This is a genomic window from Streptomyces sp. NPDC001822 (assembly GCF_042892135.1).
Classification (GTDB): Bacteria; Actinomycetota; Actinomycetes; order Streptomycetales; family Streptomycetaceae; genus Streptomyces.
Genome location: NZ_JBIATW010000004.1, coordinates 401,478 through 426,152 on the forward strand (window position 1 = coordinate 401,478; position 24,675 = coordinate 426,152).

Annotated in this window: 20 protein-coding genes; 15 read left to right on the forward strand and 5 right to left on the reverse strand. The window is 70.6% G+C overall.

Going from position 1 to position 24,675, the window contains the following annotated elements:
• Positions 1-146: 146 nt before the first annotated feature.
• Positions 147-2,780: a RelA/SpoT family protein gene (locus ACFYY2_RS12825; RefSeq protein WP_388741032.1), complete on the forward strand. Its 2,634-nt coding sequence runs from the start codon at positions 147-149 to the stop codon at positions 2,778-2,780.
• Positions 2,781-2,896: 116 nt separating this feature from the next.
• On the opposite strand, the gene ACFYY2_RS12830 is transcribed toward ACFYY2_RS12825, so the two are convergent.
• Both ACFYY2_RS12830 and ACFYY2_RS12835 read right to left on the reverse strand, forming a co-directional pair.
• Positions 2,897-4,126 carry a DUF349 domain-containing protein gene (locus ACFYY2_RS12830; RefSeq protein WP_388741035.1) on the reverse strand — a complete coding sequence of 410 codons (1,230 nt, stop codon included), beginning with the start codon at positions 4,124-4,126 and terminating at the stop codon, positions 2,897-2,899.
• A 189-nt stretch (positions 4,127-4,315) separates the two neighbouring features.
• The gene (locus tag ACFYY2_RS12835; RefSeq protein WP_388741038.1) at positions 4,316-5,110 is read right to left on the reverse strand and encodes a peptidylprolyl isomerase; all 795 of its coding nucleotides are present in this window, start codon (positions 5,108-5,110) and stop codon (positions 4,316-4,318) included.
• 149 nt (positions 5,111-5,259) lie between these two features.
• Here ACFYY2_RS12835 and ACFYY2_RS12840 point away from each other — a divergent pair, with 149 nt between their 5' ends.
• From ACFYY2_RS12840 to ACFYY2_RS12855, 4 genes are all read left to right on the forward strand, one after another.
• The gene (locus ACFYY2_RS12840; RefSeq protein WP_388741040.1) at positions 5,260-5,946 is read left to right on the forward strand and encodes an MBL fold metallo-hydrolase; all 687 of its coding nucleotides are present in this window, start codon (positions 5,260-5,262) and stop codon (positions 5,944-5,946) included.
• A 15-nt stretch (positions 5,947-5,961) separates the two neighbouring features.
• Positions 5,962-7,224 carry a histidine--tRNA ligase gene (gene hisS, locus ACFYY2_RS12845; RefSeq protein ID WP_388741043.1) on the forward strand — a complete coding sequence of 421 codons (1,263 nt, stop codon included), beginning with the start codon at positions 5,962-5,964 and terminating at the stop codon, positions 7,222-7,224.
• Positions 7,225-7,755: 531 nt separating this feature from the next.
• On the forward strand, positions 7,756-8,391 hold the full coding sequence (locus ACFYY2_RS12850; protein WP_388741045.1) for a vitamin K epoxide reductase family protein: 636 nt from the start codon (positions 7,756-7,758) through the stop codon (positions 8,389-8,391).
• 44 nt (positions 8,392-8,435) lie between these two features.
• Positions 8,436-9,812, forward strand: coding sequence for a replication-associated recombination protein A (locus ACFYY2_RS12855; protein WP_388741047.1), 1,377 nt, complete (start codon positions 8,436-8,438; stop codon positions 9,810-9,812).
• Positions 9,813-9,822: 10 nt separating this feature from the next.
• On the opposite strand, the gene ACFYY2_RS12860 is transcribed toward ACFYY2_RS12855, so the two are convergent.
• Positions 9,823-10,521: a DUF2470 domain-containing protein gene (locus tag ACFYY2_RS12860; RefSeq protein WP_388741050.1), complete on the reverse strand. Its 699-nt coding sequence runs from the start codon at positions 10,519-10,521 to the stop codon at positions 9,823-9,825.
• 183 nt (positions 10,522-10,704) lie between these two features.
• Here ACFYY2_RS12860 and rpsD point away from each other — a divergent pair, with 183 nt between their 5' ends.
• Complete coding sequence (gene rpsD / locus ACFYY2_RS12865; RefSeq protein WP_003970343.1) at positions 10,705-11,319, forward strand: 30S ribosomal protein S4; 615 nt, start codon at positions 10,705-10,707, stop codon at positions 11,317-11,319.
• A gap of 14 nt (positions 11,320-11,333) precedes the next feature.
• Here the strand turns inward: rpsD and ACFYY2_RS12870 are convergent, their stop codons facing one another.
• Entirely contained in the window at positions 11,334-13,550 is a 2,217-nt protein-coding gene (locus ACFYY2_RS12870; RefSeq protein ID WP_388741054.1) for an ATP-binding protein, read from the reverse strand.
• Between the two features lie 236 nt (positions 13,551-13,786).
• Here ACFYY2_RS12870 and ACFYY2_RS12875 point away from each other — a divergent pair, with 236 nt between their 5' ends.
• From ACFYY2_RS12875 to ACFYY2_RS12900, 6 genes are all read left to right on the forward strand, one after another.
• Positions 13,787-14,239 (forward strand): DUF948 domain-containing protein, encoded by a 453-nt coding sequence (locus ACFYY2_RS12875; protein WP_388741056.1) that lies wholly within the window; start codon positions 13,787-13,789, stop codon positions 14,237-14,239.
• A 7-nt stretch (positions 14,240-14,246) separates the two neighbouring features.
• Positions 14,247-14,543: a hypothetical protein gene (locus tag ACFYY2_RS12880; protein WP_388741059.1), complete on the forward strand. Its 297-nt coding sequence runs from the start codon at positions 14,247-14,249 to the stop codon at positions 14,541-14,543.
• Positions 14,543-17,212 (forward strand): alanine--tRNA ligase, encoded by a 2,670-nt coding sequence (alaS, locus tag ACFYY2_RS12885; protein ID WP_388741062.1) that lies wholly within the window; start codon positions 14,543-14,545, stop codon positions 17,210-17,212. The genes ACFYY2_RS12880 and alaS overlap by 1 nt, the downstream gene beginning before the upstream one ends.
• A complete protein-coding gene (ruvX, locus tag ACFYY2_RS12890; RefSeq protein WP_327120584.1) occupies positions 17,209-17,694 on the forward strand; it encodes a Holliday junction resolvase RuvX in 486 nt (161 codons plus the stop codon). Before alaS ends, ruvX begins: the two co-directional genes overlap by 4 nt.
• A 100-nt stretch (positions 17,695-17,794) precedes the next feature.
• Entirely contained in the window at positions 17,795-19,672 is a 1,878-nt protein-coding gene (gene mltG / locus ACFYY2_RS12895; protein WP_388741065.1) for an endolytic transglycosylase MltG, read from the forward strand.
• Positions 19,659-20,492, forward strand: coding sequence for a shikimate dehydrogenase (locus ACFYY2_RS12900; RefSeq protein WP_388741068.1), 834 nt, complete (start codon positions 19,659-19,661; stop codon positions 20,490-20,492). The genes mltG and ACFYY2_RS12900 overlap by 14 nt, the downstream gene beginning before the upstream one ends.
• A gap of 68 nt (positions 20,493-20,560) precedes the next feature.
• Here ACFYY2_RS12900 and ACFYY2_RS12905 read toward each other — a convergent pair whose 3' ends face one another.
• A complete protein-coding gene (locus ACFYY2_RS12905) occupies positions 20,561-21,025 on the reverse strand; it encodes a serine/threonine protein kinase (protein WP_388741071.1) in 465 nt (154 codons plus the stop codon).
• A gap of 321 nt (positions 21,026-21,346) precedes the next feature.
• On the opposite strand from ACFYY2_RS12905, the gene aroC reads away from it, so the two are divergent.
• Genes aroC through aroQ form a run of 3 tightly spaced genes read left to right on the forward strand, consistent with a single transcriptional unit; the run spans position 21,347 to position 24,611 of the window.
• Positions 21,347-22,531 carry a chorismate synthase gene (aroC, locus tag ACFYY2_RS12910; protein WP_388741074.1) on the forward strand — a complete coding sequence of 395 codons (1,185 nt, stop codon included), beginning with the start codon at positions 21,347-21,349 and terminating at the stop codon, positions 22,529-22,531.
• A complete protein-coding gene (gene aroB, locus ACFYY2_RS12915; RefSeq protein ID WP_388741076.1) occupies positions 22,528-24,174 on the forward strand; it encodes a 3-dehydroquinate synthase in 1,647 nt (548 codons plus the stop codon). Before aroC ends, aroB begins: the two co-directional genes overlap by 4 nt.
• Positions 24,171-24,611 (forward strand): type II 3-dehydroquinate dehydratase, encoded by a 441-nt coding sequence (aroQ, locus tag ACFYY2_RS12920; RefSeq protein ID WP_388741080.1) that lies wholly within the window; start codon positions 24,171-24,173, stop codon positions 24,609-24,611. The genes aroB and aroQ overlap by 4 nt, the downstream gene beginning before the upstream one ends.
• The last annotated feature ends 64 nt before the right edge of the window (positions 24,612-24,675 follow it).

Sequence of the window (24,675 nt, forward strand, 5' to 3'; positions counted from 1 at the left end):
GTGTGTGGAGACGCACAGGACGGGTACCCGGGAACATCCGGGTACCCGTCCTGCGCTGTAAGGGGTTCACACGCCCCGGGCGAGGACCTGCCCAGGGGTCGTTACCATGGGCTTTCCGGTAGCCCGGATCCGCACGAGGAGCGCTCTTGCCAGACGAGGCCCAGCCAGTCGCCGCCCCGCAGCCCGAAAAGCCCGCGGGGGCCTCAGACACGCCCGGGAAGGCCGCGCCCGACCGGGGGTCCGGTTCCGCGGGCGGACACGCGCAGGGTCCCGCCGGCACACCCGGTGCTCCGGCCAAGCCGACACCTCCCCCGGGCGCCAAGGCCGCGGCCCCCGGCGCCAACGCGGCGCACGCCCCGCAGACCGGCTCCCCGGCGCCCGCGTCCCCCGCTCCCGCCGCCAGGCCTCCGGCGCCCGCTCCCGCCGCGAAGCCTCCGGCCAAGCCCGCCACCGCCCCGCCGGCGGCCACCGGGCGGGCGGGCGGCTCGTCCAACCGCGTCAGGGCACGGCTCGCCCGGCTGGGCGTACAGCGCTCCAGCCCGTACAACCCGGTCCTCGAGCCCCTGCTCCGCACGGTCCGGGGCAACGACCCGAAGATCGAGTCCGCCACCCTGCGCCAGATCGAGCGCGCCTACCAGGTGGCGGAGCGCTGGCACCGCGGCCAGAAGCGCAAGAGCGGCGACCCCTACATCACCCATCCGCTCGCGGTCACGACGATCCTCGCCGAGCTGGGTATGGACCCGGCGACCCTGATGGCCGGCCTGCTGCACGACACCGTCGAGGACACGGAGTACGGCCTCGACACCCTGCGCAAGGACTTCGGCGACCAGGTCGCCCTGCTCGTCGACGGCGTCACCAAGCTCGACAAGGTCAAGTTCGGTGAGGCCGCGCAGGCCGAGACCGTGCGCAAGATGGTCGTCGCCATGGCCAAGGACCCCCGGGTCCTGGTCATCAAGCTCGCCGACCGGCTGCACAACATGCGCACCATGCGCTATCTCAAGCGGGAGAAGCAGGAGAAGAAGGCCCGCGAGACCCTCGAGATCTACGCGCCGCTGGCCCACCGCCTCGGCATGAACACCATCAAGTGGGAGCTGGAGGACCTCGCCTTCGCGATCCTCTACCCCAAGATGTACGACGAGATCGTCCGCCTCGTCGCCGAGCGCGCGCCCAAGCGCGACGAGTACCTCGCCATAGTGACCGACGAGGTCCAGGCCGACCTGCGGGCCGCCCGCATCAAGGCCACCGTCACCGGCCGGCCGAAGCACTACTACAGCGTCTACCAGAAGATGATCGTGCGGGGCCGCGACTTCGCCGAGATCTACGACCTGGTGGGCATCCGCGTCCTCGTCGACACCGTCCGCGACTGCTACGCGGCGCTCGGCACCGTCCACGCCCGGTGGAACCCGGTGCCGGGGCGGTTCAAGGACTACATCGCGATGCCGAAGTTCAACATGTACCAGTCACTGCACACCACGGTGATCGGTCCCAGCGGCAAGCCGGTCGAGCTCCAGATCCGTACGTTCGACATGCACCGCCGCGCCGAGTACGGCATCGCCGCGCACTGGAAGTACAAGCAGGAGGCCGTCGCGGGTGCCTCCAAGGTGCGCACGGACGTCCCGAAGAACACGGGCGGCCGCGGCCAGGACACCGTCAACGATATGGCGTGGCTGCGCCAGCTCCTGGACTGGCAGAAGGAGACCGAGGACCCCAGCGAGTTCCTGGAGTCCCTGCGGTTCGACCTGTCGCGCAACGAGGTCTTCGTCTTCACGCCGAAGGGCGACGTGATAGCGCTGCCCGCCGGCGCCACGCCGGTCGACTTCGCGTACGCCGTCCACACCGAGGTCGGGCACCGGACCATAGGGGCACGGGTCAACGGACGACTCGTCCCGCTGGAGTCGACTCTCGACAACGGCGACCTCGTGGAGGTCTTCACCTCGAAGGCCGCCGGCGCGGGGCCGTCCCGCGACTGGCTCCAGTTCGTCAAGTCGCCCCGGGCGCGCAACAAGATCCGTGCCTGGTTCTCCAAGGAACGCCGCGACGAGGCGATCGAGCAGGGCAAGGACGCCATCGCGCGGGCGATGCGCAAGCAGAACCTGCCGATCCAGCGGATCCTGACCGGCGACTCCCTCGTCACGCTGGCGCACGAGATGCGCTACCCGGACATCTCGTCGCTGTACGCGGCCATCGGCGAGGGCCACGTCGCCGCCGCGGGCGTCGTCCAGAAGCTCGTCCAGGCACTGGGCGGCGAGGACGCCGCCAACGAGGACCTGGCCGAGAGCTCACCGCCCTCGCACGGCCGGAACAAGCGCCGTGCCAAGGCTGATCCCGGTGTCGTCGTCAAGGGTGTCGAGGACGTCTGGGTCAAACTGGCCCGCTGCTGCACGCCCGTTCCCGGCGACCCGATCATCGGGTTCGTCACACGGGGCAGCGGCGTCTCCGTCCACCGGGCGGACTGCGTCAACGTCGACTCGCTCTCGCAGCAGCCCGAGCGGATCCTCGACGTCGAGTGGGCGCCCACCCAGTCGTCGGTCTTCCTCGTCGCCATCCAGGTCGAGGCGCTGGACCGCTCGCGACTGCTGTCCGACGTCACGCGCGTCCTGTCCGACCAGCACGTGAACATCCTGTCGGCTGCGGTGCAGACGTCGCGCGACCGTGTGGCCACCTCCCGCTTCACCTTCGAGATGGGGGACCCGAAGCACCTGGGGCACGTCCTGAAGGCTGTGAGGGGCGTTGAGGGCGTCTACGACGTCTACCGGGTCACCTCGGCACGACGCCCGTAGCGGGCGGTCGCAGAGGCCTCCACGGCCGCCGGTGGCGGCCGACCCGCCCCCGGCACACGAGAGGGGCTCCCGTACGCGATGCGTACGGGAGCCCCTCTCGTCGGTCCTGGCGGACGTCAGCCGCCGAACTCCTCCAGACCCTTCAGCGCCTGGTCCAGCAGCGCCTGCCGGCCCTCGAGCTCGCGGGAGAGCTTGTCGGCCCTGGCGTTGTTGCCCGAGGCGCGTGCCGTGTCGATCTGCGTACGCAGCTTGTCGACCGCCGCCTGGAGCTGACCGGTCAGACCCGCGGCACGCGCACGCGCCTCCGGGTTCGTCCGGCGCCACTCGGACTCCTCGGCCTCCTGGAGCGCGCGCTCCACGGCCTGCACCCGGCCCTCCACCTTGGGACGCGCGTCCCGCGGCACATGACCGATGGCCTCCCAGCGCTCGTTGATGGAGCGGAACGCGGCCCGCGCCGCCTTCAGATCCGTCACCGGCACCAGCTTCTCGGCCTCGGCGGCGAGCTCCTCCTTGAGCTTGAGGTTCTCGCCCTGCTCGGCGTCCCGCTCGGCGAAGACGCCGCTGCGGGCCGCGAAGAACACGTCCTGGGCGCCGCGGAAGCGGTTCCACAGGTCGTCCTCGGCCTCCCGCTGCGCGCGTCCGGCCGCCTTCCACTCGGTCATCAGGTCGCGGTAGCGGGCGGCAGTCGTGCCCCAGTCGGTCGAGCCCGAGAGCGACTCGGCCTCGGCCACCAGCCGCTCCTTGACCTTGCGGGCGTCCTCGCGCTGGGCGTCCAGCGCGGCGAAGTGCGCCTTGCGCCGCTTGGAGAAGGCGGAACGGGCATGCGAGAAGCGGTGCCACAGTTCGTCGTCGGACTTGCGGTCCAGACGGGGCAGCCCCTTCCACGTGTCGACGAGCGCCCGCAGACGCTCACCCGCCGACCGCCACTGCTCGCTCTGCGCCAGCTCCTCGGCCTCGACGACGAGCGCCTCCTTGGCCTGACGGGCCTCGTCGGTCTGCTTCGCCTTCTGGACCTTCCGCTCCTCGCGGCGCGAGTCGACCGTCGCGACGAGCGTGTCCAGCCGCTTGCCGAGAGCGGCGAGGTCACCGACGGCGTGGTGCTCGTCGACCTGCACACGCAGGTGCTCGATCGCGGTGGTGGCGTCCTTCGCCGACAGGTCGGTGGTCTTCACCCGCCGTTCGAGGAGGCCGATTTCGACCACCAAGCCCTCGTACTTGCGCTCGAAATAGGCCAGAGCCTCCTCGGGGGAACCGGCCTGCCACGATCCGACCACCTGCTCGCCCTCGGCCGTACGCACGTACACGGTGCCCGTCTCGTCGACACGGCCCCACGGGTCGCTGGTCACAGCGCCTCCTCCACCTGATGCGTCGAAGGGGGTTCGCCCCCCTCGCATCGTCCACAGTTTCCTCGGGCGGGCTGCGCCCGCCCTGCACAACGCCAATCTAGGCGACCGGCCACCCGGCTGTCCGCACTCAGCGCGGCTGAAATTCTCCGGTCCGGCCGTGAGGCCGGGCGCCGGCCGCCCGCGGGACGGTCAGTCCTTGCCGACCGTCGCCTTCTCGACCGTCACGGCCTTCTTCGGCGCACCGTCACCCGCTCCGCCCGTCACACCCGCCTCGGCGACCTTCTTGACGGCCGCCAGACCGGCGTCGTCCATGGTGCCGAACGGCGTGTAGCTGGGCGGCAGTTTGGTGTCCTTGTACACCAGGAAGAACTGGCTGCCGCCGGTCCCCGGCTGCCCGGTGTTCGCCATCGCGACGCTGCCCGCCGGATACGTCACCGAGCCGTCGTCGCCCGGCTTGCCCAGCGCGTCCAGGTTCTCGTCGGGGATCGTGTAGCCCGGACCGCCGGTTCCGTCCCCCTTCGGGTCGCCGCACTGCAGCACGAAGATGCCCTCCGTGGTCAGGCGGTGACACTTCGTGCCGTCGAAGTACTTCTTGTCCGCGAGCGCCTTGAACGAGTTCACGGTGTGCGGGGTCTTCGCCGCCTCCATCGCGATCCTGATGTCGCCCTGGTTCGTCTTCAGGGACATCGCGTACGCGGCCTTCTTGTCGATGGCCATCGCGGGCTCGGGCGTCTTGCTCTCGCTCGCCGAGGGGGACGGGGGTGCGGAGGGGCTCGCGCTCGCCGCCGCGTCGGCGGAGTCCTTCGAGTCGTCGCCGTCGAGGAAGAGGTACGAGCCCGCAGCGATGACCGCCACCACGGCCACCGAGGAACCGATGATCGCCGTGAGGCGCCTGGTCCTTCGGCGGGCCTCCTCCCGGCGCTGCTGCTGCCGCTCGAACTTCTCCCGGGCGAGCTGCCGCCGCCGCTGATCGCTGCTGACCACCGGATGGTCTCCTTGTACGTCGTGTGTTCGGGCCTCGATTGCCCCGTACGGTATATGGGTTAGCTGTGTGATGAGGAGCGCCGGTAGGCTCTGATCTGCCGCATTCCTCTCCACAGCCCCTGCTCGTCGGACGAACTCTAAGGACGATCGTGCTCATTGCCGGGTTCCCCGCCGGGGCCTGGGGGACCAATTGCTACCTGGTCGCCCCCGCCGCCGGTGAGGAGTGCGTGATCATCGACCCGGGCCACCAGGCCGCCCAGGGCGTCGAGGAAGCGCTCGCGAAGCATCGGCTCAAGCCCGTCGCCGTCGTGCTCACCCACGGGCACATCGACCACGTCGCCTCGGTCGTCCCGGTGTGCGGCGCCCACGACGTCCCCGCCTGGATCCACCCCGACGACCGCTACATGATGAGCGATCCGGAGAAGGCGCTGGGCCGTTCGATCGGGATGCCGCTCATGGGCGAGCTGACGGTCGGCGAACCGGACGACGTGTGTGAGCTGACGGACGGTGCCGCACTGCGGCTGGCGGGCATGGAGTTCGGCGTCGCGCACGCGCCCGGCCATACGAAGGGGTCGGTGACGTTCAGGATGCCCGAGGCCGCGGACGTACCGCAGGTCCTCTTCTCGGGCGACCTGCTCTTCGCCGGCTCCGTCGGACGCACCGACCTGCCCGGCGGCGACCACGCCGAGCTGCTCGAGTCGCTGGCCCGCGTGTGCCTGCCGCTCGACGACTCGACCGTGGTGCTGTCCGGCCACGGCCCCCAGACGACCATCGGCCGCGAGCGCGCCTCCAATCCGTACATGCACGGACTGGACGCGCCCCGCCGAGGAATGTGACGAGAGAAAAAACCTGTGAGCACCTTCCAGGCCCCCAAGGGCACCTACGACCTGATCCCGCCCCGCTCCGCGAAGTTCCTCGCGGTGCGTGAGGCCATCTCCTCGCCCCTGAGGAACTCCGGCTACGGATACATCGAGACGCCCGGTTTCGAGGACGTCGCGCTGTTCGCCCGCGGTGTGGGCGAGTCCACCGACATCGTGTCCAAGGAGATGTACGCCTTCGAGACCAAGGGCGGCGACAAGCTCGCGCTGCGCCCCGAAGGCACCGCTTCCGTGCTGCGCGCCGCGCTGGAGGCCAACCTCCACAAGGCCGGCAACCTGCCCGTCAAGCTCTGGTACTCGGGCTCGTACTACCGCTACGAGCGCCCCCAGGCGGGCCGCTACCGCCACTTCTCGCAGGTCGGAGCAGAGGCGATCGGCACCGAGGACCCGGCCCTCGACGCCGAGTTGATCATCCTGGCCGACCAGGCCTACCGCTCGCTCGGCCTCACGCGGTTCCGCATCCTGCTGAACTCCCTGGGGGACAAGGAGTGCCGCCCCGTCTACCGCGAGGCGCTGCAGACGTTCCTGCGCGACCTCGACCTCGACGAGGAGACCCGTCGGCGCATCGAGATCAACCCGCTGAGGGTCCTGGACGACAAGCGTCCCGACGTCCAGAAGCAACTGACCGGCGCCCCGATGCTGCGTGACTTCCTCTGCGACGCCTGCAAGGCGTACCACGAGGAGGTCCGCGACCTGCTGACGACGGCGGGCGTCGCGTTCGAGGACGACGAGAAGCTGGTCCGCGGCCTCGACTACTACACCCGCACCACCTTCGAGTTCGTCCACGACGGTCTGGGTTCCCAGTCGGCGGTGGGCGGCGGCGGGCGTTACGACGGCCTGTCCGAGATGATCGGCGGCCCCGCACTGCCCTCCGTCGGCTGGGCCCTCGGGGTGGACCGCACGGTGCTCGCCCTGGAGGCCGAGGGTGTCGAACTCGACATCCCCGCCGCCACCAGCGTCTACGCGGTGCCGCTCGGCGAAGAGGCACGTCGGGTGCTCTTCGGCCTGGTCACCGAGCTGCGCAAGGCGGGCGTCGCCACGGACTTCGCGTTCGGCGGCCGCGGCCTCAAGGGCGCGATGAAGAGCGCGAACCGTTCCGGCGCCCGCTACACGGTCGTGGCCGGGGAGCGGGACCTCGCCGAGGGCAACGTCCAGCTCAAGGACATGGAGTCCGGCGAGCAGAATGCCGTGGCGGTCGGCGACCTGGTGGCCGTGCTCCGGGCCGAACTGGCCTGATACCGGGCCACGCGTCAACACCCTGTGCCCGCCCGGTCCGTCCGGGCGGGCACAGGGCGTCACGGCGCCCGGCGCACCGCCGGTGTGCCGGGCGACGCGCAACCGGTCCCTCACACCCACGGCTTCCGGACCGTCAACCCGGAGGAATCCGATTCACCTGCCGTACGCACCTGATCCGGGTGGGCCCGAGCGGGCCCCGGCCGGTCGCGAGCACCGCGGCCGTGCGGGCGTCGCGGTCCCGGTGGTCCCGGGCGGCCGCCGGGGCCGTCCTCCCTCCCGCCTCGTTCCGCCCGGACGTCTCCCCGGCGCGGATCCGCAGGTCGGGGCCGTCCACCGCTGCCGGGCGGCCACGTCGTCCACACGGCCCCCGGACCTTCTGCGCAGCCCCTCCCTCACCGGGGAGAACGTGCCGGAGCCCCCCGGCACGGCGTGCGGTGTGGAACACGTTTATGCGCATCGAACGGATGGCTGCATCGCAGGTGCGGCACAATGACGAGGCCCGGCCGGCTACTCAGTGATGGAACGGCGATTATGACGATGGCAGCGGTAGACCACCCCTCCTCCGCGCAGGACGAGGACAACGGTGCGAAGACCTTCGGCGGCAGCCGCGCGCTCGCACTGCTGCTGGTGATCACGGGAGCGGCCGGCCTGCTCGCCGCCTGGGTGATCACCATCGACAAGTTCAAGCTGCTCGAGGACCCGAGCTTCACCCCGGGCTGCAGCCTGAACCCGGTGGTCGCGTGCGGCAACATCATGAAGAGCGAGCAGGCCTCGGCCTTCGGCTTCCCCAACCCGCTGCTCGGCATCGCCACCTACACCGTGGTCATCGGCATCGGCCTGGCACTCCTCGCCGGCGCCCGCTTCCGCGCCTGGTACTGGCTCGGCCTGAACGCGGGCACCCTGTTCGGCGTCGGCTTCTGCACCTGGCTGCAGTACCAGTCGCTCTACAACATCAACTCGCTCTGCCTGTGGTGCTGCCTGGCCTGGGTCGCCACGATCTTCATGTTCTGCTACGTCACGACGCACAACATCAAGCACCGCATCATCCCCGCCCCCGCCGGCCTGCGGAACGCCCTCACCGAGTTCCACTGGGTGCCCCCGGTGCTCTGGATCGGCATCATCGGCATGCTGATCCTCACCCGGTGGTGGGACTTCTGGACCAGCTGACTCGACCCGCGGTCCTGTCAGTGGGGTGACATAGGCTTCACGACGTGGAGCCCGACCTCTTTACCGCAGCCGCCGAAGACCGCCAGGAGAAGGACCCTTCCAGCAGCCCCCTCGCTGTCCGGATGCGTCCCCGCACGCTGGACGAGGTGGTCGGACAGCAGCACCTGCTCAAGCCGGGGGCGCCGCTGCGCCGTCTCGTCGGCGAGGGCAGCGGAGGCCCCGCCGGTCCCTCGTCGGTCATCCTCTGGGGCCCGCCGGGCACGGGGAAGACGACTCTCGCGTACGTCGTCAGCAAGGCGACCAACAAGCGCTTCGTCGAGCTCTCGGCGATCACCGCGGGCGTCAAGGAGGTCCGCGCCGTCATCGAGGGCGCGCGCCGCGCCACCGGCGGTTTCGGCAAGGAGACCGTCCTCTTCCTGGACGAGATCCACCGCTTCTCGAAGGCCCAGCAGGACTCCCTGCTCCCCGCCGTGGAGAACCGCTGGGTCACGCTGATCGCCGCCACCACGGAGAACCCGTACTTCTCGATCATCTCGCCGCTGCTCTCGCGCTCCCTGCTCCTCACCCTGGAGCCCCTCACTGACGACGACCTGCGCGCCCTGCTCCGCCGTGCCGTGGCCGACGGGCGAGGGCTGGGCGAAGCCGTCACGCTGCCCGAGGACGCCGAGGCGCACCTGCTGCGGATCGCCGGGGGCGACGCCCGCCGCGCGCTGACGGCGCTGGAGGCCGCCGCGGGCGCGGCGCTCTCCAAGCACGAGCAGGAGATCACGCTGGAGACGCTCGAGGAGACCGTCGACCGCGCGGCCGTGAAGTACGACCGGGACGGCGACCAGCACTACGACGTCGCGAGCGCACTGATCAAGTCGATCCGCGGGTCCGACGTGGACGCCGCCCTGCACTACCTGGCCCGGATGATCGAGGCGGGGGAGGACCCGCGCTTCATCGCGCGGCGGCTGATGATCTCCGCCAGCGAGGACATCGGGCTGGCCGATCCCACCGCGCTGCCCACCGCCGTTGCGGCGGCCCAGGCCGTGGCCATGATCGGGTTCCCCGAGGCGGCGCTCACCCTCAGCCACGCCACGATCGCGCTGGCGCTCGCCCCTAAGTCCAACGCCGCGACGCTGGCGATCTCCGCCGCGCAGGAGGACGTGCGCCGAGGCCTCGCGGGACCGGTCCCGGCCCATCTGCGCGACGGCCACTACAAGGGCGCGGCCAAGCTCGGCCACGCCCAGGGGTACGTCTACCCGCACGACGTCCCCGGTGGGATCGCCGCCCAGGAGTACGCCCCGGAAGCCGTCCGTGACAGGCGCTACTACGAACCCACGCGATACGGCGCGGAGGCGCGTTACGCCGACGTGGCGGAGCGGGTCCGCGAGCGGCTCGGCCGCGGAGGGCCCGGGGACGGCACCGCGTCCTCGTGACGGCAGCGGCTCAGCGGGCCGCGGCCTCGAACAGCGCGTACATGGCGCGGCGCAGTTCGCCGACGTCGCGCACGGGGTCGGGGAAGTCGAACCGGGCGTCGAAGCAGGCGCCGGCGTGCTCGACGAACCGCACCCGCAGGCCGAAGCGGTCGAGGGCGACCGGGACGGCGGCGGGCAGGTGCTCGCCGTCGGCCCGCGCCCGTCCGCCGAGCAGCGCGGACAGCGACCGCATCTGCTCCGCGTGGGCGGCGTGCAGATGCTGGAGCAGTTCGGTCTCGTGGGCCACCAGCGGATCGGCGACGGCGTCCCGGAGCGCGTCCGGCTCCACCTCCTCGGCCCCCCAGAGATCGTCGACCGACGCCTCTCCGGTCTCCAGGCGGAGCGTCGTCCCGCCGGGCCCGACCGGTCCCGGTGCGGCGGTGAGCCGGCCGGCGATCCTGGCACGGCCGCGGATGCGGTGCGGGACGGAGACCGGGGCGACGTCGGTGATCTCCAGCACGGCCGCCAGTTCGTCGCCCTGGGCGCGCGTCGCCGCCCGTGCCACCGGAGAATCGGCGGGGAAGCCGAGGAGCAGGTCCCCGTCCGGGCCGATGCTCCTGCTGTCGGGCATCAGCTGGTCCGGATGGATGACGGACAGCCCCGGTACGAGCAGCACCGCGGAGCAGGTACTCTGTACGAGAGTTCGTGTGCGCTCGGCTGCTGACGGCATCCGAGTGTTTTCAAGCCCGCTGGGACGCGGCTGACCACGATCAGATCGGCCTTCCGTCGTTACGGCACCCTTGTGTGTGCCGTCGCTGTCTGTGCTGTCCGTGACGTGTGTGGTGTTCCCAGGGCGAGACATGCGATCTCCTTGAGTAAGGTAAACCTAACCTACAACGGAGGTCTGGAGAACGTGCCTAACCAGTCGCGTCCCAAGGTCAAGAAGTCGCGTGCCCTCGGCATCGCCCTGACGCCGAAGGCTGTCAAGTACTTCGAAGCGCGCCCCTACCCGCCGGGCGAGCACGGCCGTGGCCGCAAGCAGAACTCGGACTACAAGGTCCGTCTGCTGGAGAAGCAGCGCCTGCGTGCGCAGTACGACATCAGCGAGCGCCAGATGGCGCGTGCCTACGACCGCGCCAAGAAGGCCGAAGGCAAGACGGGCGAGGCGCTGGTCGTCGAGCTCGAGCGTCGCCTCGACGCCCTGGTCCTGCGTTCGGGCATCGCCCGCACCATCTACCAGGCCCGCCAGATGGTCGTCCACGGCCACATCGAGGTCAACGGTGGCAAGGTCGACAAGCCGTCCTTCCGCGTGCGCCCCGACGACATCGTGCAGGTCCGCGAGCGCAGCCGCTCCAAGGTCCCCTTCCAGGTGGCCCGCGAGGGTGGCTACGACACCGACGGCGAGACCCCGCGCTACCTCCAGGTGAACCTGAAGGCCCTGGCCTTCCGCCTGGACCGTGACCCGAACCGCAAGGAAATCCCGGTCATCTGCGACGAGCAGCTCGTCGTCGAGTACTACGCCCGCTGATCCAGGCGTAACGCTCACCCGAGCTCGGGCCCGCCCCTCCCTGTCGTACGGGAGGCGGCGGGCCTTCGCGCATCCCCGCCGCCCGCGGCCCCCTCCCGGGACGGTCTCGCGTCCTGAGGCCTGCCGCCCGCCGGCCTCCCTTGCGTCCGCACGCCGAGCGCCCGCGTCACGGCGGCTCTCGTGTCCAGCCGGCTGCCGGTGAGCCGCTCCGTCTCGTACCGCGCGTCACCCAGCTCCGCCCTGGCCCGTTCCTCGCACTGGGCCCGGGGCCTGCCGTAATGGACCGAGCCGAACAGCGGCAGACCCACCGAGGGCCAGATCCGGTCCGCGGCTCCCTGCAGCAGCGCCGCCTCCGCGGCGTCCCCCTCGGTCACCGTCACCAGGGCCAGGAGCTCCAGCGAGAGGACCGTGCCCAGCAGGTCGTGGAAGGCGTGCGCGATGGACAGGGCCTCGCCGAGCATCCGGCGGGCCCGCTCGCTCGATCCCTCCTGCAGCGCCGCGTACGCGAGGACGTACAGCGCGTAGGCCATGGCCCACCGTTCTCCGTGGTCCTCGCAGACGTCCCGGACCTCGGCGCAGATCTCGGCGGCTCCGGCCAGGTCGCCGCGGAAGGCCACCGCCATGCCCAGTTCGACCTGAGCCATCAGCACGTTGCTGTTCAGCTCGCCGATCTCCCGGTAACGCCCGAGCGCCTCCCGCAGGAGCTCCTCGGCGCGTACCGGGTCGTCCGTGACGATGGCGAGACAGCCCGTGCGGTGCACGGCATAGGCCACGGCGGACGCGTCCCCCGCCCGCTCGCCCTCCTCGCGGCACTCCTGCAGCGCCGACACCGCGCCCACCGGGTCCCCCTGGAGCACGGCGACGTAGCCGAGCACCCACAGCGCCTTGAGCCGGGCGTGGTCGTAGGGCGACTCCTCCTCCAGGACGTGGTCCAGCCAGTGGCGGCCCTCCGACAGGCGCCCGCAGCCCGCCCAGTAGAACCACAGCGTGCCCGCCAGGTACTGCGCGAGATGGATCTCGTCGGCGCTCTCCATCGAGCACTCCATCGCCCGGCGGAGATTGGGCAGCTCGCCGTCGATCCGCGCGGCGGCCTCGGCCTGTCTGGGGCTGAACCAGTCGAGTTCGCACCAGGTCGCCAGCCCCAGGTACCAGTCCCGGTGCCTGCGCCGCAGCCGCTCGGCGTCCCCGGTCGCCCGCAGCCACTCCGCGCCGTACTCCCGCACGGTGTCCAGCAGCCGGTAGCGGCTGCCGAGCGGCGAGTCCTCGCGCAGCACCACGGACTGCGCCAGCAGCGCGTCCAGCACGTCCAGCACGGAGTCGGCCGGCAGTCCGGGGCCGCTGCAGATGTACTCGACCGCCTCCAGGTCGAACTGCCCCGCGAACACCGAGAGCCGCGCCCACAGCAGCCGCTGCTCGGGGGCGCAGAGCTCGTGGCTCCAGCCGATCGCCGTACGGAGGGTCTGGTGCCGGGGCAGTGCGCTCGGGCTGCCCCCGGTCAGCAGCCGGAAGCGGTCGTCGAGGCGCTGCAGCACCTGTTCCACGGTCAGGGCCCGCAGCCTCCCGGCGGCGAGTTCCAGCGCCAGCGGAATCCCGTCGAGGCGACGGCACAGCTCCCGCACGGTGTCCCGGTTTCCGTCGGTCAGGGCGAAGCCGGGGCGCACCGAGGCCGCCCGCCGGGCGAACAGTTCCATCGCGTCGACGTCGGTCATCGGCGCCAGCGGATAGGTGAGTTCACCGTCCACCCGCAGCGGGCGGCGTCCCGCCGCGAGCACCTGGAGGCCGGGTGCACCGCGCAGCAGCTCCCGCACCAGCGCCGCACAGTCGTCGGTGAGATGTTCGAAGCCGTCGATCACGAGCAGCAGCCGGCGGGCCGCGCAGTGCTCCAGCAGCATGGTGCGCGGCGGTCTGCTGGTGTGGTCCGTCAGCCCCATCGCACCGGCCAGCGTGTGCTCCAGCAGCCCTGGATCGTGGAGGGTTGACAGCTCGGCGATCCACACCCCGTCGCAGTACCGTTTCTCCATCAGCGCGGCGATCCGGCTGACGAAACGGGTCTTGCCGGCCCCGGCGACCCCCGCCACGGTGACGAGCCGGTGTTCACCCAGGAGCGCCCCGACCTCGGTCAGTTCCTCTTCGCGTCCCACGAAGGCGTCGAGCTCCGCCGGGAGATTTCCCCGTACGGGACGGGACTCCGCGTCGTCGGATGCGGGGAAGTGGCGCTGAGGGCGTCGCATGAGACACGCAGAGTACTGGCACATAAGCTCTCCGTACAATCTCCATGCTCGCGGGGCCCGCAGCGCGCGCCCGTAATGCGGTACGGGGCGTGACGCCCGGCGCGATAGGCTCGGGGGACGACGACCGGCAGCGACGGCGGCACGCGCCTGCCGAACCGAGACAGGCCGGGCGGGCCGGGGACGACCGGCCCGTGCGGGCGACGAACAGAGAGCGGTGCACTGTGTCCGGTGGAGAGGTGGCCGGCATTCTGGTGGCTGTCTTCTGGGCGATCCTGGTTTCCTTCCTCGCCGTGGTTCTGGTGAGGCTGGCCCAGACGCTCAGGGCCGCCACCGCCCTGGTGGCGGACGTGACGGAGCAGGCGGTCCCGCTGCTCGCCGACGCCTCCGCGACGCTGCGTTCCGCGCAGACCCAGCTGGACAAGGTCGACGCCATCGCGAGCGACGTCCAGGAGGTCACCTCCAACGCCTCCGCGCTCTCCACCACCGTCGCGTCGACGTTCGGCGGCCCGCTCGTGAAGGTCGCGGCGTTCGGTTACGGGGTGCGTCAGGCGATCGGCCGCCGCACCGCCGCGGAGCCGGAAGCGGCCCGCCGGACCCCGCGCCGCACCGTGATCGTCGGCCGTACCGTGCCGTCCGCCCGCGACAGGAAGCGGAACGGCCGAAGCAGCTCCCGCGGACAGAAGGACTGACGCAGCGATGTTCCGCCGTACGTTCTGGTTCACCGCCGGCGCAGCCGCCGGCGTCTGGGCCACCACCAAGGTCAACCGCAAGATCCGGCAGCTGACCCCCGAGAGCCTCGCGGCGCAGGCCGCCGACAAGGCGCTCGAGGCAGGTCACAAGCTGAAGGACTTCGCCCTCGACGTACGTGAGGGCATGGTCAGGCGCGAGGCCGAACTGGGCGGGGCGCTCGGCATCGAGGCCGCCGACGACCCCGGCCCCGCAGGCTACCGATCACTTCCCTACAACTCGAACAACCGGAATGAGGACCACTAATGGAGTCGGCTGAAATTCGCCGCCGCTGGCTGAGCTTCTTCGAGGAGCGCGGTCACACCGTCGTGCCTTCGGCGTCGCTCATCGCGGACGACCCGACTCTGCTGCTGGTCCCCGCGGGCATGGTTCCCTTCAAGCCGTACTTCCTCGGCGAGGTCAAGCCGCCCGCCCCGCGCGTGACCAGCGTGCAGAAGTGCGTGCGCACGCCGGACATCGAAGAGGTCGGCAAGACCACGCGGCACGGCACGTTCTTCCAGATGTGCGGGAACTTCTCCTTCGGCGACTACTTCAAGGAAGGCGCCATCGAGCTCGCGTGGGCCGCGCTCACGAACTCCGTCGAGGACGGCGGCTTCGGGCTCGACCCCGAGCGTCTGTGGATCACCGTCTACCTCGACGACGACGAGGCCGAGCAGATCTGGCGCGAGAAGATCGGCGTTCCCTCCGAGCGCATCCAGCGCCTGGGCAAGAAGGACAACTTCTGGTCCATGGGCGTCCCCGGACCCTGCGGCCCGTGCTCCGAGATCAACTACGACCGCGGCCCCGAGTTCGGCGTCGAGGGCGGCCCCGCCGTCAACGACGAGCGCTACGTGGAGATCTGGAACCTCGTCTTCATGCAGTACGAGCGCGGCGCGGGCGACGGCAAGGAGGACTTCCCGATCCTGGGCGACCTGCCGTCGCAGAACATCGACACGGGGCTCGGCCTGGAGCGCCTCGCCATGATCCTCCAGGGCGTACAGAACATGTACGAGACGGACACCCTGCGCGTCGTCATGGACAAGGCCACCGAGCTCACCGGCGTCCGCTACGGCGCCGACCACGGTTCGGACGTCTCCCTGCGCGTCGTCGCCGACCACATCCGCACCTCGGCGATGCTCATCGGCGACGGCGTCACCCCCGGCAACGAGGGCCGCGGCTATGTCCTGCGCCGCATCATGCGCCGAGCCATCCGCAACATGCGCCTCATGGGCGCCACCGGTCCGGTCGTCCGCGAGCTGGTCGACGTGGTCGTGGAGACCATGGGCCTGCAGTACCCGGAGCTGATCACCGACCGCAAGCGCATCGAGACCGTCGCCCTCGCCGAGGAGGCCGCCTTCCTCAAGGCCCTCAAGGGCGGCACGAACATCCTCGAGACCGCCGTCACCGAGACGAAGGCCGCCGGGGGCCGGGTGCTCGCCGGGGACAAGGCGTTCCTGCTCCACGACACCTGGGGCTTCCCGATCGACCTCACCCTGGAGATGGCCGCCGAGCAGGGCCTCTCGGTCGACGAAGAGGGCTTCCGCCGCCTGATGCAGGAGCAGCGGGACAAGGCCAAGGCCGACGCCAAGGCCAAGAAGACCGGCCACGCCGACCTCTCCGCCTACCGTGAGGTCGCCGACAGGTCCGGCGTCACCGAGTTCACCGGCTACACCTCCACCGAGGGCGAGTCGACGGTCGTCGGCCTCCTCGTCGACGGTGTGCCCTCGCCCGCCGCGAGCGAGGGCGACGAGGTCGAGATCGTCCTCGACCGCACCCCGTTCTACGCCGAGGGCGGCGGTCAGCTGGCCGACCAGGGCCGCATCAGGCTCGACACCGGCGCGGTCATCCACGTCCGCGACGTGCAGCAGCCCGTGCCCGGCGTCTCGGTGCACAAGGGTTCGGTCCAGGTCGGCGAGGTGACGCTCGGGGCCTCGGCCCACGCCTCCATCGACAACACGCGCCGCCGCGCCATCGCCCGCGCCCACAGCGCCACGCACCTCACGCACCAGGCCCTGCGCGACGCGCTCGGTCCCACGGCCGCCCAGGCCGGCTCGGAGAACTCGCCCGGCCGCTTCCGCTTCGACTTCGGCTCGCCCGCCGCCGTGCCCGGCACGGTGCTGACCGACGTCGAGCAGAAGATCAACGAGGTCCTCGCCCGGGAGCTCGACGTCCAGGCCGAGGTCATGTCCATCGACGACGCCAAGAAGCAGGGCGCCATCGCGGAGTTCGGCGAGAAGTACGGCGAGCGGGTCCGGGTCGTCACCATCGGCGACTTCTCCAAGGAGCTGTGCGGCGGCACGCACGTGCACAACACCGCCCAGCTCGGCCTGGTGAAGCTGCTCGGCGAGTCGTCCATCGGTTCCGGTGTGCGCCGTATCGAGGCCCTCGTCGGCGTCGACGCGTACAACTTCCTGGCCAAGGAGCACACGGTCGTCGCGCAGCTCCAGGAACTGCTGAAGGGCCGTCCCGAGGAGCTCCCCGAGAAGATCTCCGGCATGCTCGGCAAGCTCAAGGACGCCGAGAAGGAGATCGAGAAGTTCCGCGCGGAGAAGGTCCTCCAGGCCGCCGCCGGGCTGGTGGAGTCGGCGAAGGACGTGCGGGGCGTCGCCCTGGTCACCGGGCAGGTGCCGGACGGAACCTCGGCCGACGACCTGCGCAAGCTGGTCCTCGACGTGCGCGGTCGCATCCAGGGCGGCCGGCCCGCCGTGGTGGCCCTGTTCACGACGGCGAACGGCCGCCCGCTGACGGTCATCGCCACCAACGAGGCCGCCCGCGAGCGTGGCCTCAAGGCCGGTGACCTGGTCCGTACCGCCGCCAAGACCCTCGGCGGCGGCGGTGGCGGCAAGCCGGACGTCGCCCAGGGCGGCGGTCAGAACCCGGACGCCATCGGCGACGCCGTCGCCGCTGTCGAACGCCTCGTCACCGAGACGGCATGACGTCGGACATGCCGCAGATGCGCCGCGGACGCCGACTCGCCGTCGACGTCGGGGACGCCCGTATCGGGGTCGCCTCGTGCGACCCCGACGGGATTCTCGCCACGCCGGTGGAGACCGTGCCGGGACGTGACGTCCCGGCCGCCCACCGGCGGCTCGGCCAGATCGTCGAGGAGTACGAGCCGATCGAGGTCATCCTCGGGCTGCCCCGCTCCCTCGGCGGGGGAGAGGGGCCGGCGGCCGCGAAGGTCCGTGCCTTCGCCCAGGTGTTCGCACGCGCGATCGCACCGATCCCCGTGCGTCTCGTGGACGAGAGGATGACCACAGTCACGGCCACGCAGGGGCTGCGGGCGTCGGGCGTGAAGTCCAAGAAGGGCCGGTCTGTCATCGACCAGGCTGCCGCTGTGGTGATCCTCCAGAACGCTCTGGAGTCCGAACGGGCGTCAGGCACTGCTCCGGGCGAGGGCGTCGAAGTGGTTGTCTGATCGCGATACGGTAACGTTCCGCGCGATGCGCCGGTGTTCGAACAGACACCGCACAGCCAAGCGAAGAGGCGGAGCGTCGTCTCGCGGCTCAAGGGGATCCATGACTGAGTATGGCCGGGGCTCCGGCTCCGAACCGTGGAATCCCGAGGACCCCTTGTACGGGGACCAGGGATGGGGCGGCCGCGAGGCCGCCCACGGCCAGGGCCAGTACGACGGCCGGCAGCAGCCCTATGCGCAGGACCCGTACGCCCAGCAGGGCTACCAGCAGGACCCCTACGCGCAACAGCAGCCGCAGCAGCACCAGCAGGACCCCTACGCGCAACAGCAGCCGCAGCAGCACCAGCAGGACCCCTACGCGCAACAGCAGCCGCAGCAGCACCAGCAGGACCCGTACGCCCAGCAGCAGTACGCCGCTCAGCCGGATCCCTACGCGCAGCAGCCGCAGGACCCGTACGCCCAGCAGCGGCAGCACCCGCAGGACCCGTACGCGCAGCAGCAGTACGCCACTCAGCAGGACCCCTACGCCCAGCAGCCGCCCTACGGCGCCGGCTGGGACACGGGCCAGCAGCCTGCTATGCCGTACGGAGCCCAGCAGCCCTACGGCAACCAGGCCGGCGGCTACGGCGAGCAGCCCGACTCCTACGGCACCTCCGAGGCATACCCGCCGCCGCAGCCCCCGGGCCGCCGCGACGAGCCGCCTCAGCAGCAGAGCCCGGACTGGGATCCGGACGTGCCAGAGGAGGAGACGCATCCTTTCTTCACGGGTGCGGACGAGCCGGCCACCGACCGGCGGTCGCGGGATTCCCGGGACTCCGGTGGCTCCGGGGATGAAGACGAGTACGACGACGACCCCCGTGAGGCCCAGCGAGGTGGCGGCGAGCGACGCGGCAAGGGCAAGAAGAAGAACCGCAGCGGCTGCGCGTGCCTCGGCGTCTCGCTGATCCTTGTCGGGGGACTCGGCGGCGTGGGCTACTTCGGCTACTCGTACTACCAGAACCAGTTCGGCGCGGCGCCCGACTTCACGGGCAGCGGCACCGTCTCGGTCGAGGTCGAAATCCCTGAGGGCGCCCTCGGGAACGAGATCGCGAACATCCTGAAGAAGGCCGGCGTCGTGAAGTCGTCCGACGCCTTCATCTCGGCCCAGAACGCGAATCCCAAGGGAAAATCGCTCCAGGCCGGTGTCTATCTCCTGAAGAAGGAGATGTCCGCCGACAGTGCCATCGAGTTGATGTTGAGTCCGGGTAGTCAAAACGCGCTCGTCATTCCCGAGGGCTCACGGAACGCTCGCGTCTATGAGCTGATCGACACGAAGCTGAAACTCAAAGCCGGGACGACTGCGAGCGTCGCCAAGGCCAAGTCCGGGAGCCTCGGCCTGCCGAAATGGGCAGACGACGATCCGGTCCTCAAGGACCCCCTGGAGGGGTTTCTCTATCCGGCTGCATACCCGGTCTCCAAGGGGATGAGCCCGGAAACGGTGCTCAAGAAGATGGTCGGGCGGGCCAACGCAGAGTACGGGAAGCTCGATCTGGAAGCCGCGGCTAAGAAGTACAACCTGGACGGGCCCTGGCAGGTGATCACGGTCGCGAGTCTCGTGCAGGCCGAAGGGCTCACGCACGACGACTTCCGGAAGATGGCCGAGGTCGTCTACAACCGCCTGAAGGCGGATAACACCGTGACCAATCGCAAGCTCGAATTCGACTCCGCCTTCAATTACCTGAAGAAGCAGAGCAAGATCAAGATCGGGTCGAGCGAGATTCGTAGTAACGACGACCCGTACAACACGTATTACCATGCGGGCCTGACGCCCGGTCCGATCAGCAATCCGGGTGACGACGCGATCAAGGCAACGCTCAATCCGACCGAAGACGGCTGGCTTTTCTTCATTTCGCTCGACGGTGAGAAGACCGACTTCTCCAAGACGGCCGACGAGCACGAAAAGATGAACCAGAAGTTCAAGGAGTTGCATGGTCTCGGATGAAGGACGCCGCCGAGCGGCCGTACTCGGCTCGCCCATCGCGCACTCCCTCTCGCCGGCCCTCCACCGGGCCGCCTACGCGGAACTGGGCCTGGAGGACTGGTCGTACGACCGCTTCGACGTCGACGAGGCGGCGCTGCCCGGCTTCATTGAGGGCCTGGACTCGTCCTGGGCAGGCCTCTCGCTGACCATGCCGCTCAAGCGCGCGATCATCCCGCTGCTGGACGGCATCAGCGACACGGCGGCGTCGGTCGAAGCGGTCAACACCGTCGTATTCACCGAGGACGGCCGGCGGGTCGGTGACAACACGGACATTCCCGGGATGGTCGCCGCCCTGCGCGAACGCGGGGTCGAGAAGGTGGAGTCGGCCGCCGTCCTCGGCGCCGGCGCCACCGCCTCCTCGGCGCTGGCCGCCCTCTCGGAGATCTGCACCGGGCCTGTCACGGCCTATGTGCGCAGCGCGGGCCGGGCCGACGAGATGCGAGGCTGGGGTGAACGTCTCGGCGTCGACGTCAGGATCGCGGCCTGGGACGCGGCCGACGAGGCGCTGCGGGCCCCCCTGGTGATCGCCACCACCCCGGCCGGTGCGACGGACTCCCTCGCGGACAGCGTCCCCACGAGGCCAGGCACCCTGTTCGACGTGTTGTACGAACCCTGGCCGACGCCGTTGGCCTCGCGCTGGGCGGCAACCGGAGCAGGTGTTGTGGGAGGCCTCGACCTCCTGGTCCACCAGGCTGTTCTCCAGGTCGGGCAGATGACCGGGCTCGACGCTCCCCTCGCGGTCATGCGTGCCGCGGGAGAGGCCGCGCTTTCGGCCCGGTAGGGCGGGGATGTGCCTCGGCGGACGGTCGTCCCTGGCCATTGGGGCAGGGACGACCGTCCGCATTCTTGCTAGCCGCAGTTCCCCAGCGGGCTTGTGTAGGTTTCGTACCACACGCTGGACGCACCGCTCTGGTAGGTCTTGCCCCAGAACTGCACGCATTTGCTCGCCGCGCTGATGTACACGGGGCCCGCGTAGTACGCATACGCACCCTCGTCCTTGACCCAGGATCCGTCCTCGGCCCGGATGCCGGCGCCCAGGGTGGTCTTGTCACCGTAGAAGGAGGAGGACGTGGGGTGCTTAAGGGTGACCGCACAGTTCTTCTTCGAGCTGGAATTGTAGAGCTGGAACGCGGTCACGCCCTGTGTTTCGCGGTCGGACAGGACGGAGGATCGCTGGACGTAATAACCCGATCCGCAAATCGCCGCAGCCTCACTGGAAAGGCTGGCCGCCTGTGCCGGGCTCCCGAGGAGCGCGGAGCTGAAAACCGCGGTGGCGGAAGCTGTCACGGCGATTCTTCGGGTGGTCTTCTTCATGTGCTGTCCCGTCCCCTGTGATGTCGTGTGCATCGATCGCCCGTGAGCGTATATCGCCTGCCACGCTGAGTGCCGCTGAATTATGAGAATTGCTTTTCTTGGCTGTTTGTCCACTTCTTGATCTGTTCCTGTTGGTACCGGACCCGTCGCCCGAAACGCGGAAGGTGCGGAGGAGAAGGAGAGGAGGCGAGGGCGCGTCGGTCCGTCTGCTGGACCGGGGCAGGTCCGCACCCCCGGACGTGGGAGGATCGGGGGCGGCGGGCCAGGGCCGCGCACCCGGTCGCGCCGTCGCAGTTTCAGGCGCGAGCATGAGGAGCACCGTTGAGCAGGTTGCGCTGGCTGACCGCGGGGGAGTCGCACGGCCCCGCACTGGTGGCGACGCTGGAGGGCCTTCCCGCCGGCATCCCCGTCACCACGGAGATGGTGGCGGACGCGCTCGCCCGGCGCCGGCTCGGTTACGGGCGCGGTGCGCGGATGAAGTTCGAGAGGGACGAGGTCACCTTCCTCGGCGGCGTCCGGCACGGTCTGACCATGGGCTCGCCCGTCGCCGTCATGGTGGGCAACACCGAGTGGCCCAAGTGGGAGCAGGTCATGTCGGCCGACCCGGTCGACCCCGAGGCGCTGGCGGCGCAGGCCCGCAACGCCCCGCTGACCCGCCCCCGGCCCGGTCACGCCGACCTCGCGGGGATGCAGAAGTACGGCTTCGACGAGGCCCGGCCGGTCCTGGAGCGCGCCAGCGCCCGGGAGACCGCGGCCCGTGTCGCCCTCGGCGCCGTGGCCCGCTCCTACCTCAAGGAGACCGCGGGCATCGAGATCGTCAGCCACGTCGTCGAGTTGGCCGCCGCCAAGGCGCCGTACGGCGTCTACCCCAAGCCCTCCGACGTCGAGCGGCTCGACGCAGACCCGGTGCGCTGCCTGGACGCCGACGCGTCCAAGGCGATGGTCGCGGAGATCGACCAGGCCCACAAGGACGGCGACACCCTCGGCGGCGTCGTCGAGGTGCTCGCCTACGGCGTACCCGTGGGCCTCGGCTCGCACGTGCACTGGGACCGCAGGCTCGACGCCCGCCTCGCCGCCGCCCTGATGGGCATCCAGGCCATCAAGGGCGTCGAGGTCGGCGACGGCTTCGACCTCGCCCGGGTGCCGGGATCCAAGGCGCACGACGAGATCCTCGCCACCGAGAACGGCATCAAGCGCGCCTCCGGCCGCTCCGGCGGCACCGAGGGCGGGCTCACCACCGGTGAGCTGCTGCGGGTCCGCGCCGCGATGAAGCCCATCGCGACCGTGCCCAAGGCGCTGGCCACCGTCGACGTCGTGACCGGCGAGGCGGCGAAGGCCCACCACCAGCGCTCCGACGTCTGCGCGGTCCCGGCCGCCGGCATCGTGGCCGAGGCCATGGTCGCCCTGGTGCTGGCCGACGCGGTCGCGGAGAAGTTCGGCGGCGACAGCGTCGCCGAGACCCACCGCAACGTGCAGTCGTACCTCTCCCACCTCCAGATCCGGTGAGCGGGCCGCTGATTGTCCTGGTCGGCCCGATGGGGGTCGGCAAGTCCACGGTGGGCGAGCTGCTCGCCGAGCGTCTGGGCGCGGGCTACCGAGACACCGACGCGGACGTCGTGGCCACGGCCGGCAAGGCGATCGCCGAGATCTTCTTCGACGAGGGCGAGGAGCACTTCCGCGCGCTGGAACGGGAGGCCGTGAGGGCCGCGGTGGACCAGCACACGGGCGTCCTCGCCCTCGGCGGCGGCGCCGTACTGGACGAATCGACCCGGGCGCTGCTGGCCGGGCGTCCCGTCGTCTACCTCTCGATGGACGTGGACGAGGCCGTGCGGAGGGTCGGGCTGAACACCGCGCGCCCCCTCCTCGCGGTGAACCCGCGGCGGCAGTGGCGCGAACTCATGGACGCCAGGCGCCCTCTGTACGAGGAAGTGGCCCGGGCCACTGTCACCACCGACGACCGCACCCCCGAAGAGGTCGCCCAGGCGATCCTCGACGCACTGGAACTGCCGGAGCGCACGGGTGAGCCCGTGACGTCCGGCCGGGAGAGCACAACCATGACCGAGCAGGGCACCACGCGCATCCAGATCGCCGGCACCGCGGGCACCGACCCGTACGAGGTCCTCGTCGGGCGGCAGCTCCTCGGCGAGCTGCCGGGCCTCATCGGCGACCGCGTCAAGCGGGTCGCCGTGCTGCACCCCGAGGCACTCGCAGAGACCGGTGAGGCGATCCGTGAGGACCTCGCGGCCCAGGGTTACGAGGCCATCGCGATCCAGCTGCCGAACGCCGAGGAGGCCAAGACCGTCGAGGTCGCCGCCTACTGCTGGAAGGCGCTCGGCCAGACCGGCTTCACCCGCACCGACGTCATCGTCGGTATCGGCGGTGGCGCCACCACCGACGTCGCGGGCTTCGTCGCCGCCTCCTGGCTGCGCGGAGTGCGGTGGATCGCCGTCCCCACGACCGTGCTCGGCATGGTCGACGCGGCCGTCGGCGGCAAGACCGGCATCAACACGGCCGAGGGCAAGAACCTCGTCGGCGCCTTCCACCCGCCGGCCGGGGTGCTCTGCGACCTCGCCGCGCTCGACTCGCTGCCCGTCCACGACTACGTCTCCGGCATGGCCGAGATCATCAAGGCCGGATTCATCGCCGACCCGGTGATCCTCGACCTCGTCGAGGCCGACCCGCAGGGCGCCCGTACCCCCGCGGGCCCGCACACCGCCGAGTTGATCGAGCGCTCCATCCGGGTCAAGGCCGAAGTCGTCTCCAGTGACCTCAAGGAGTCCGGGCTCCGGGAGATCCTCAACTACGGGCACACGCTCGCCCACGCCATCGAGAAGAACGAGCGCTACAAGTGGCGCCACGGGGCGGCCGTCTCCGTCGGCATGGTCTTCGCCGCCGAACTGGGCCGCCTCGCCGGGCGCCTCGACGACGCCACGGCCGACCGGCACCGTGCCGTCCTGGAGTCCGTCGGACTGCCGCTCACCTACCGCGGCGACCAGTGGCCCAAGCTCCTGGAGAACATGAAGGTCGACAAGAAGTCCCGCGGCGACCTGCTGCGCTTCATCGTCCTGGACGGCATCGGGAAGCCCACCGTGCTCGAAGGCCCCGACCCGGCCGTGCTGCTCGCCGCCTACGGGGAGGTCTCCGCGTGAGCCGCAGGGTCCTCGTGCTCAACGGACCCAACCTCGGACGCCTCGGCTCCCGCGAGCCCGACGTGTACGGGGCGACGTCCTACGCCGGTCTCGTCGAGGCCTGTCAGGCGCTCGGCAAGGAGCTCGGCTTCGACGTCGAGGTCCGCGAGACCAACGACGAGGGCGAGCTGATCCGCTGGCTCCACGAGGCGGCCGACGGCTCCCTGCCGGTCGTCATCAACCCGGGTGCGTTCACGCACTATTCGTACGGGATGCGGGACGCGGCGGCCCAGCGCACCGCCCCGCTGATCGAGGTGCACATCTCGAATCCGTACGCGCGCGAGGAGTTCCGCCACACCTCGGTGATCGCACCGGTGGCGACCGGAACCGTCGCGGGGTTCGGGATCGGCTCCTACCGGCTCGCCCTGCGCGCCCTCGCCGGCGAACTGGCGGACTGACACCGGGCACTTCGGGCCCTCCCCGCCCGTTCACAGCGTGGCGGCCGGGGAGGGTACCGTTGCC

Excerpts from the sequence above, each read along its gene's own strand:
- ACFYY2_RS12850 (WP_388741045.1), top strand. The coding sequence starts at position 7,756 with ATGACGATGGCAGCGGTAGACCACCCCTCCTCCGCGCAGGACGAGGAC.
- ACFYY2_RS12860 (WP_388741050.1), bottom strand. The coding sequence starts at position 10,521 with ATGCCGTCAGCAGCCGAGCGCACACGAACTCTCGTACAGAGTACCTGC.
- ACFYY2_RS12870 (WP_388741054.1), bottom strand. The coding sequence starts at position 13,550 with ATGCGACGCCCTCAGCGCCACTTCCCCGCATCCGACGACGCGGAGTCC.
- ACFYY2_RS12880 (WP_388741059.1), top strand. The coding sequence starts at position 14,247 with ATGTTCCGCCGTACGTTCTGGTTCACCGCCGGCGCAGCCGCCGGCGTC.
- alaS (WP_388741062.1), top strand. The coding sequence starts at position 14,543 with ATGGAGTCGGCTGAAATTCGCCGCCGCTGGCTGAGCTTCTTCGAGGAG.
- ruvX (WP_327120584.1), top strand. The coding sequence starts at position 17,209 with ATGACGTCGGACATGCCGCAGATGCGCCGCGGACGCCGACTCGCCGTC.
- mltG (WP_388741065.1), top strand. The coding sequence starts at position 17,795 with ATGACTGAGTATGGCCGGGGCTCCGGCTCCGAACCGTGGAATCCCGAG.
- ACFYY2_RS12900 (WP_388741068.1), top strand. The coding sequence starts at position 19,659 with ATGGTCTCGGATGAAGGACGCCGCCGAGCGGCCGTACTCGGCTCGCCC.
- ACFYY2_RS12905 (WP_388741071.1), bottom strand. The coding sequence starts at position 21,025 with ATGAAGAAGACCACCCGAAGAATCGCCGTGACAGCTTCCGCCACCGCG.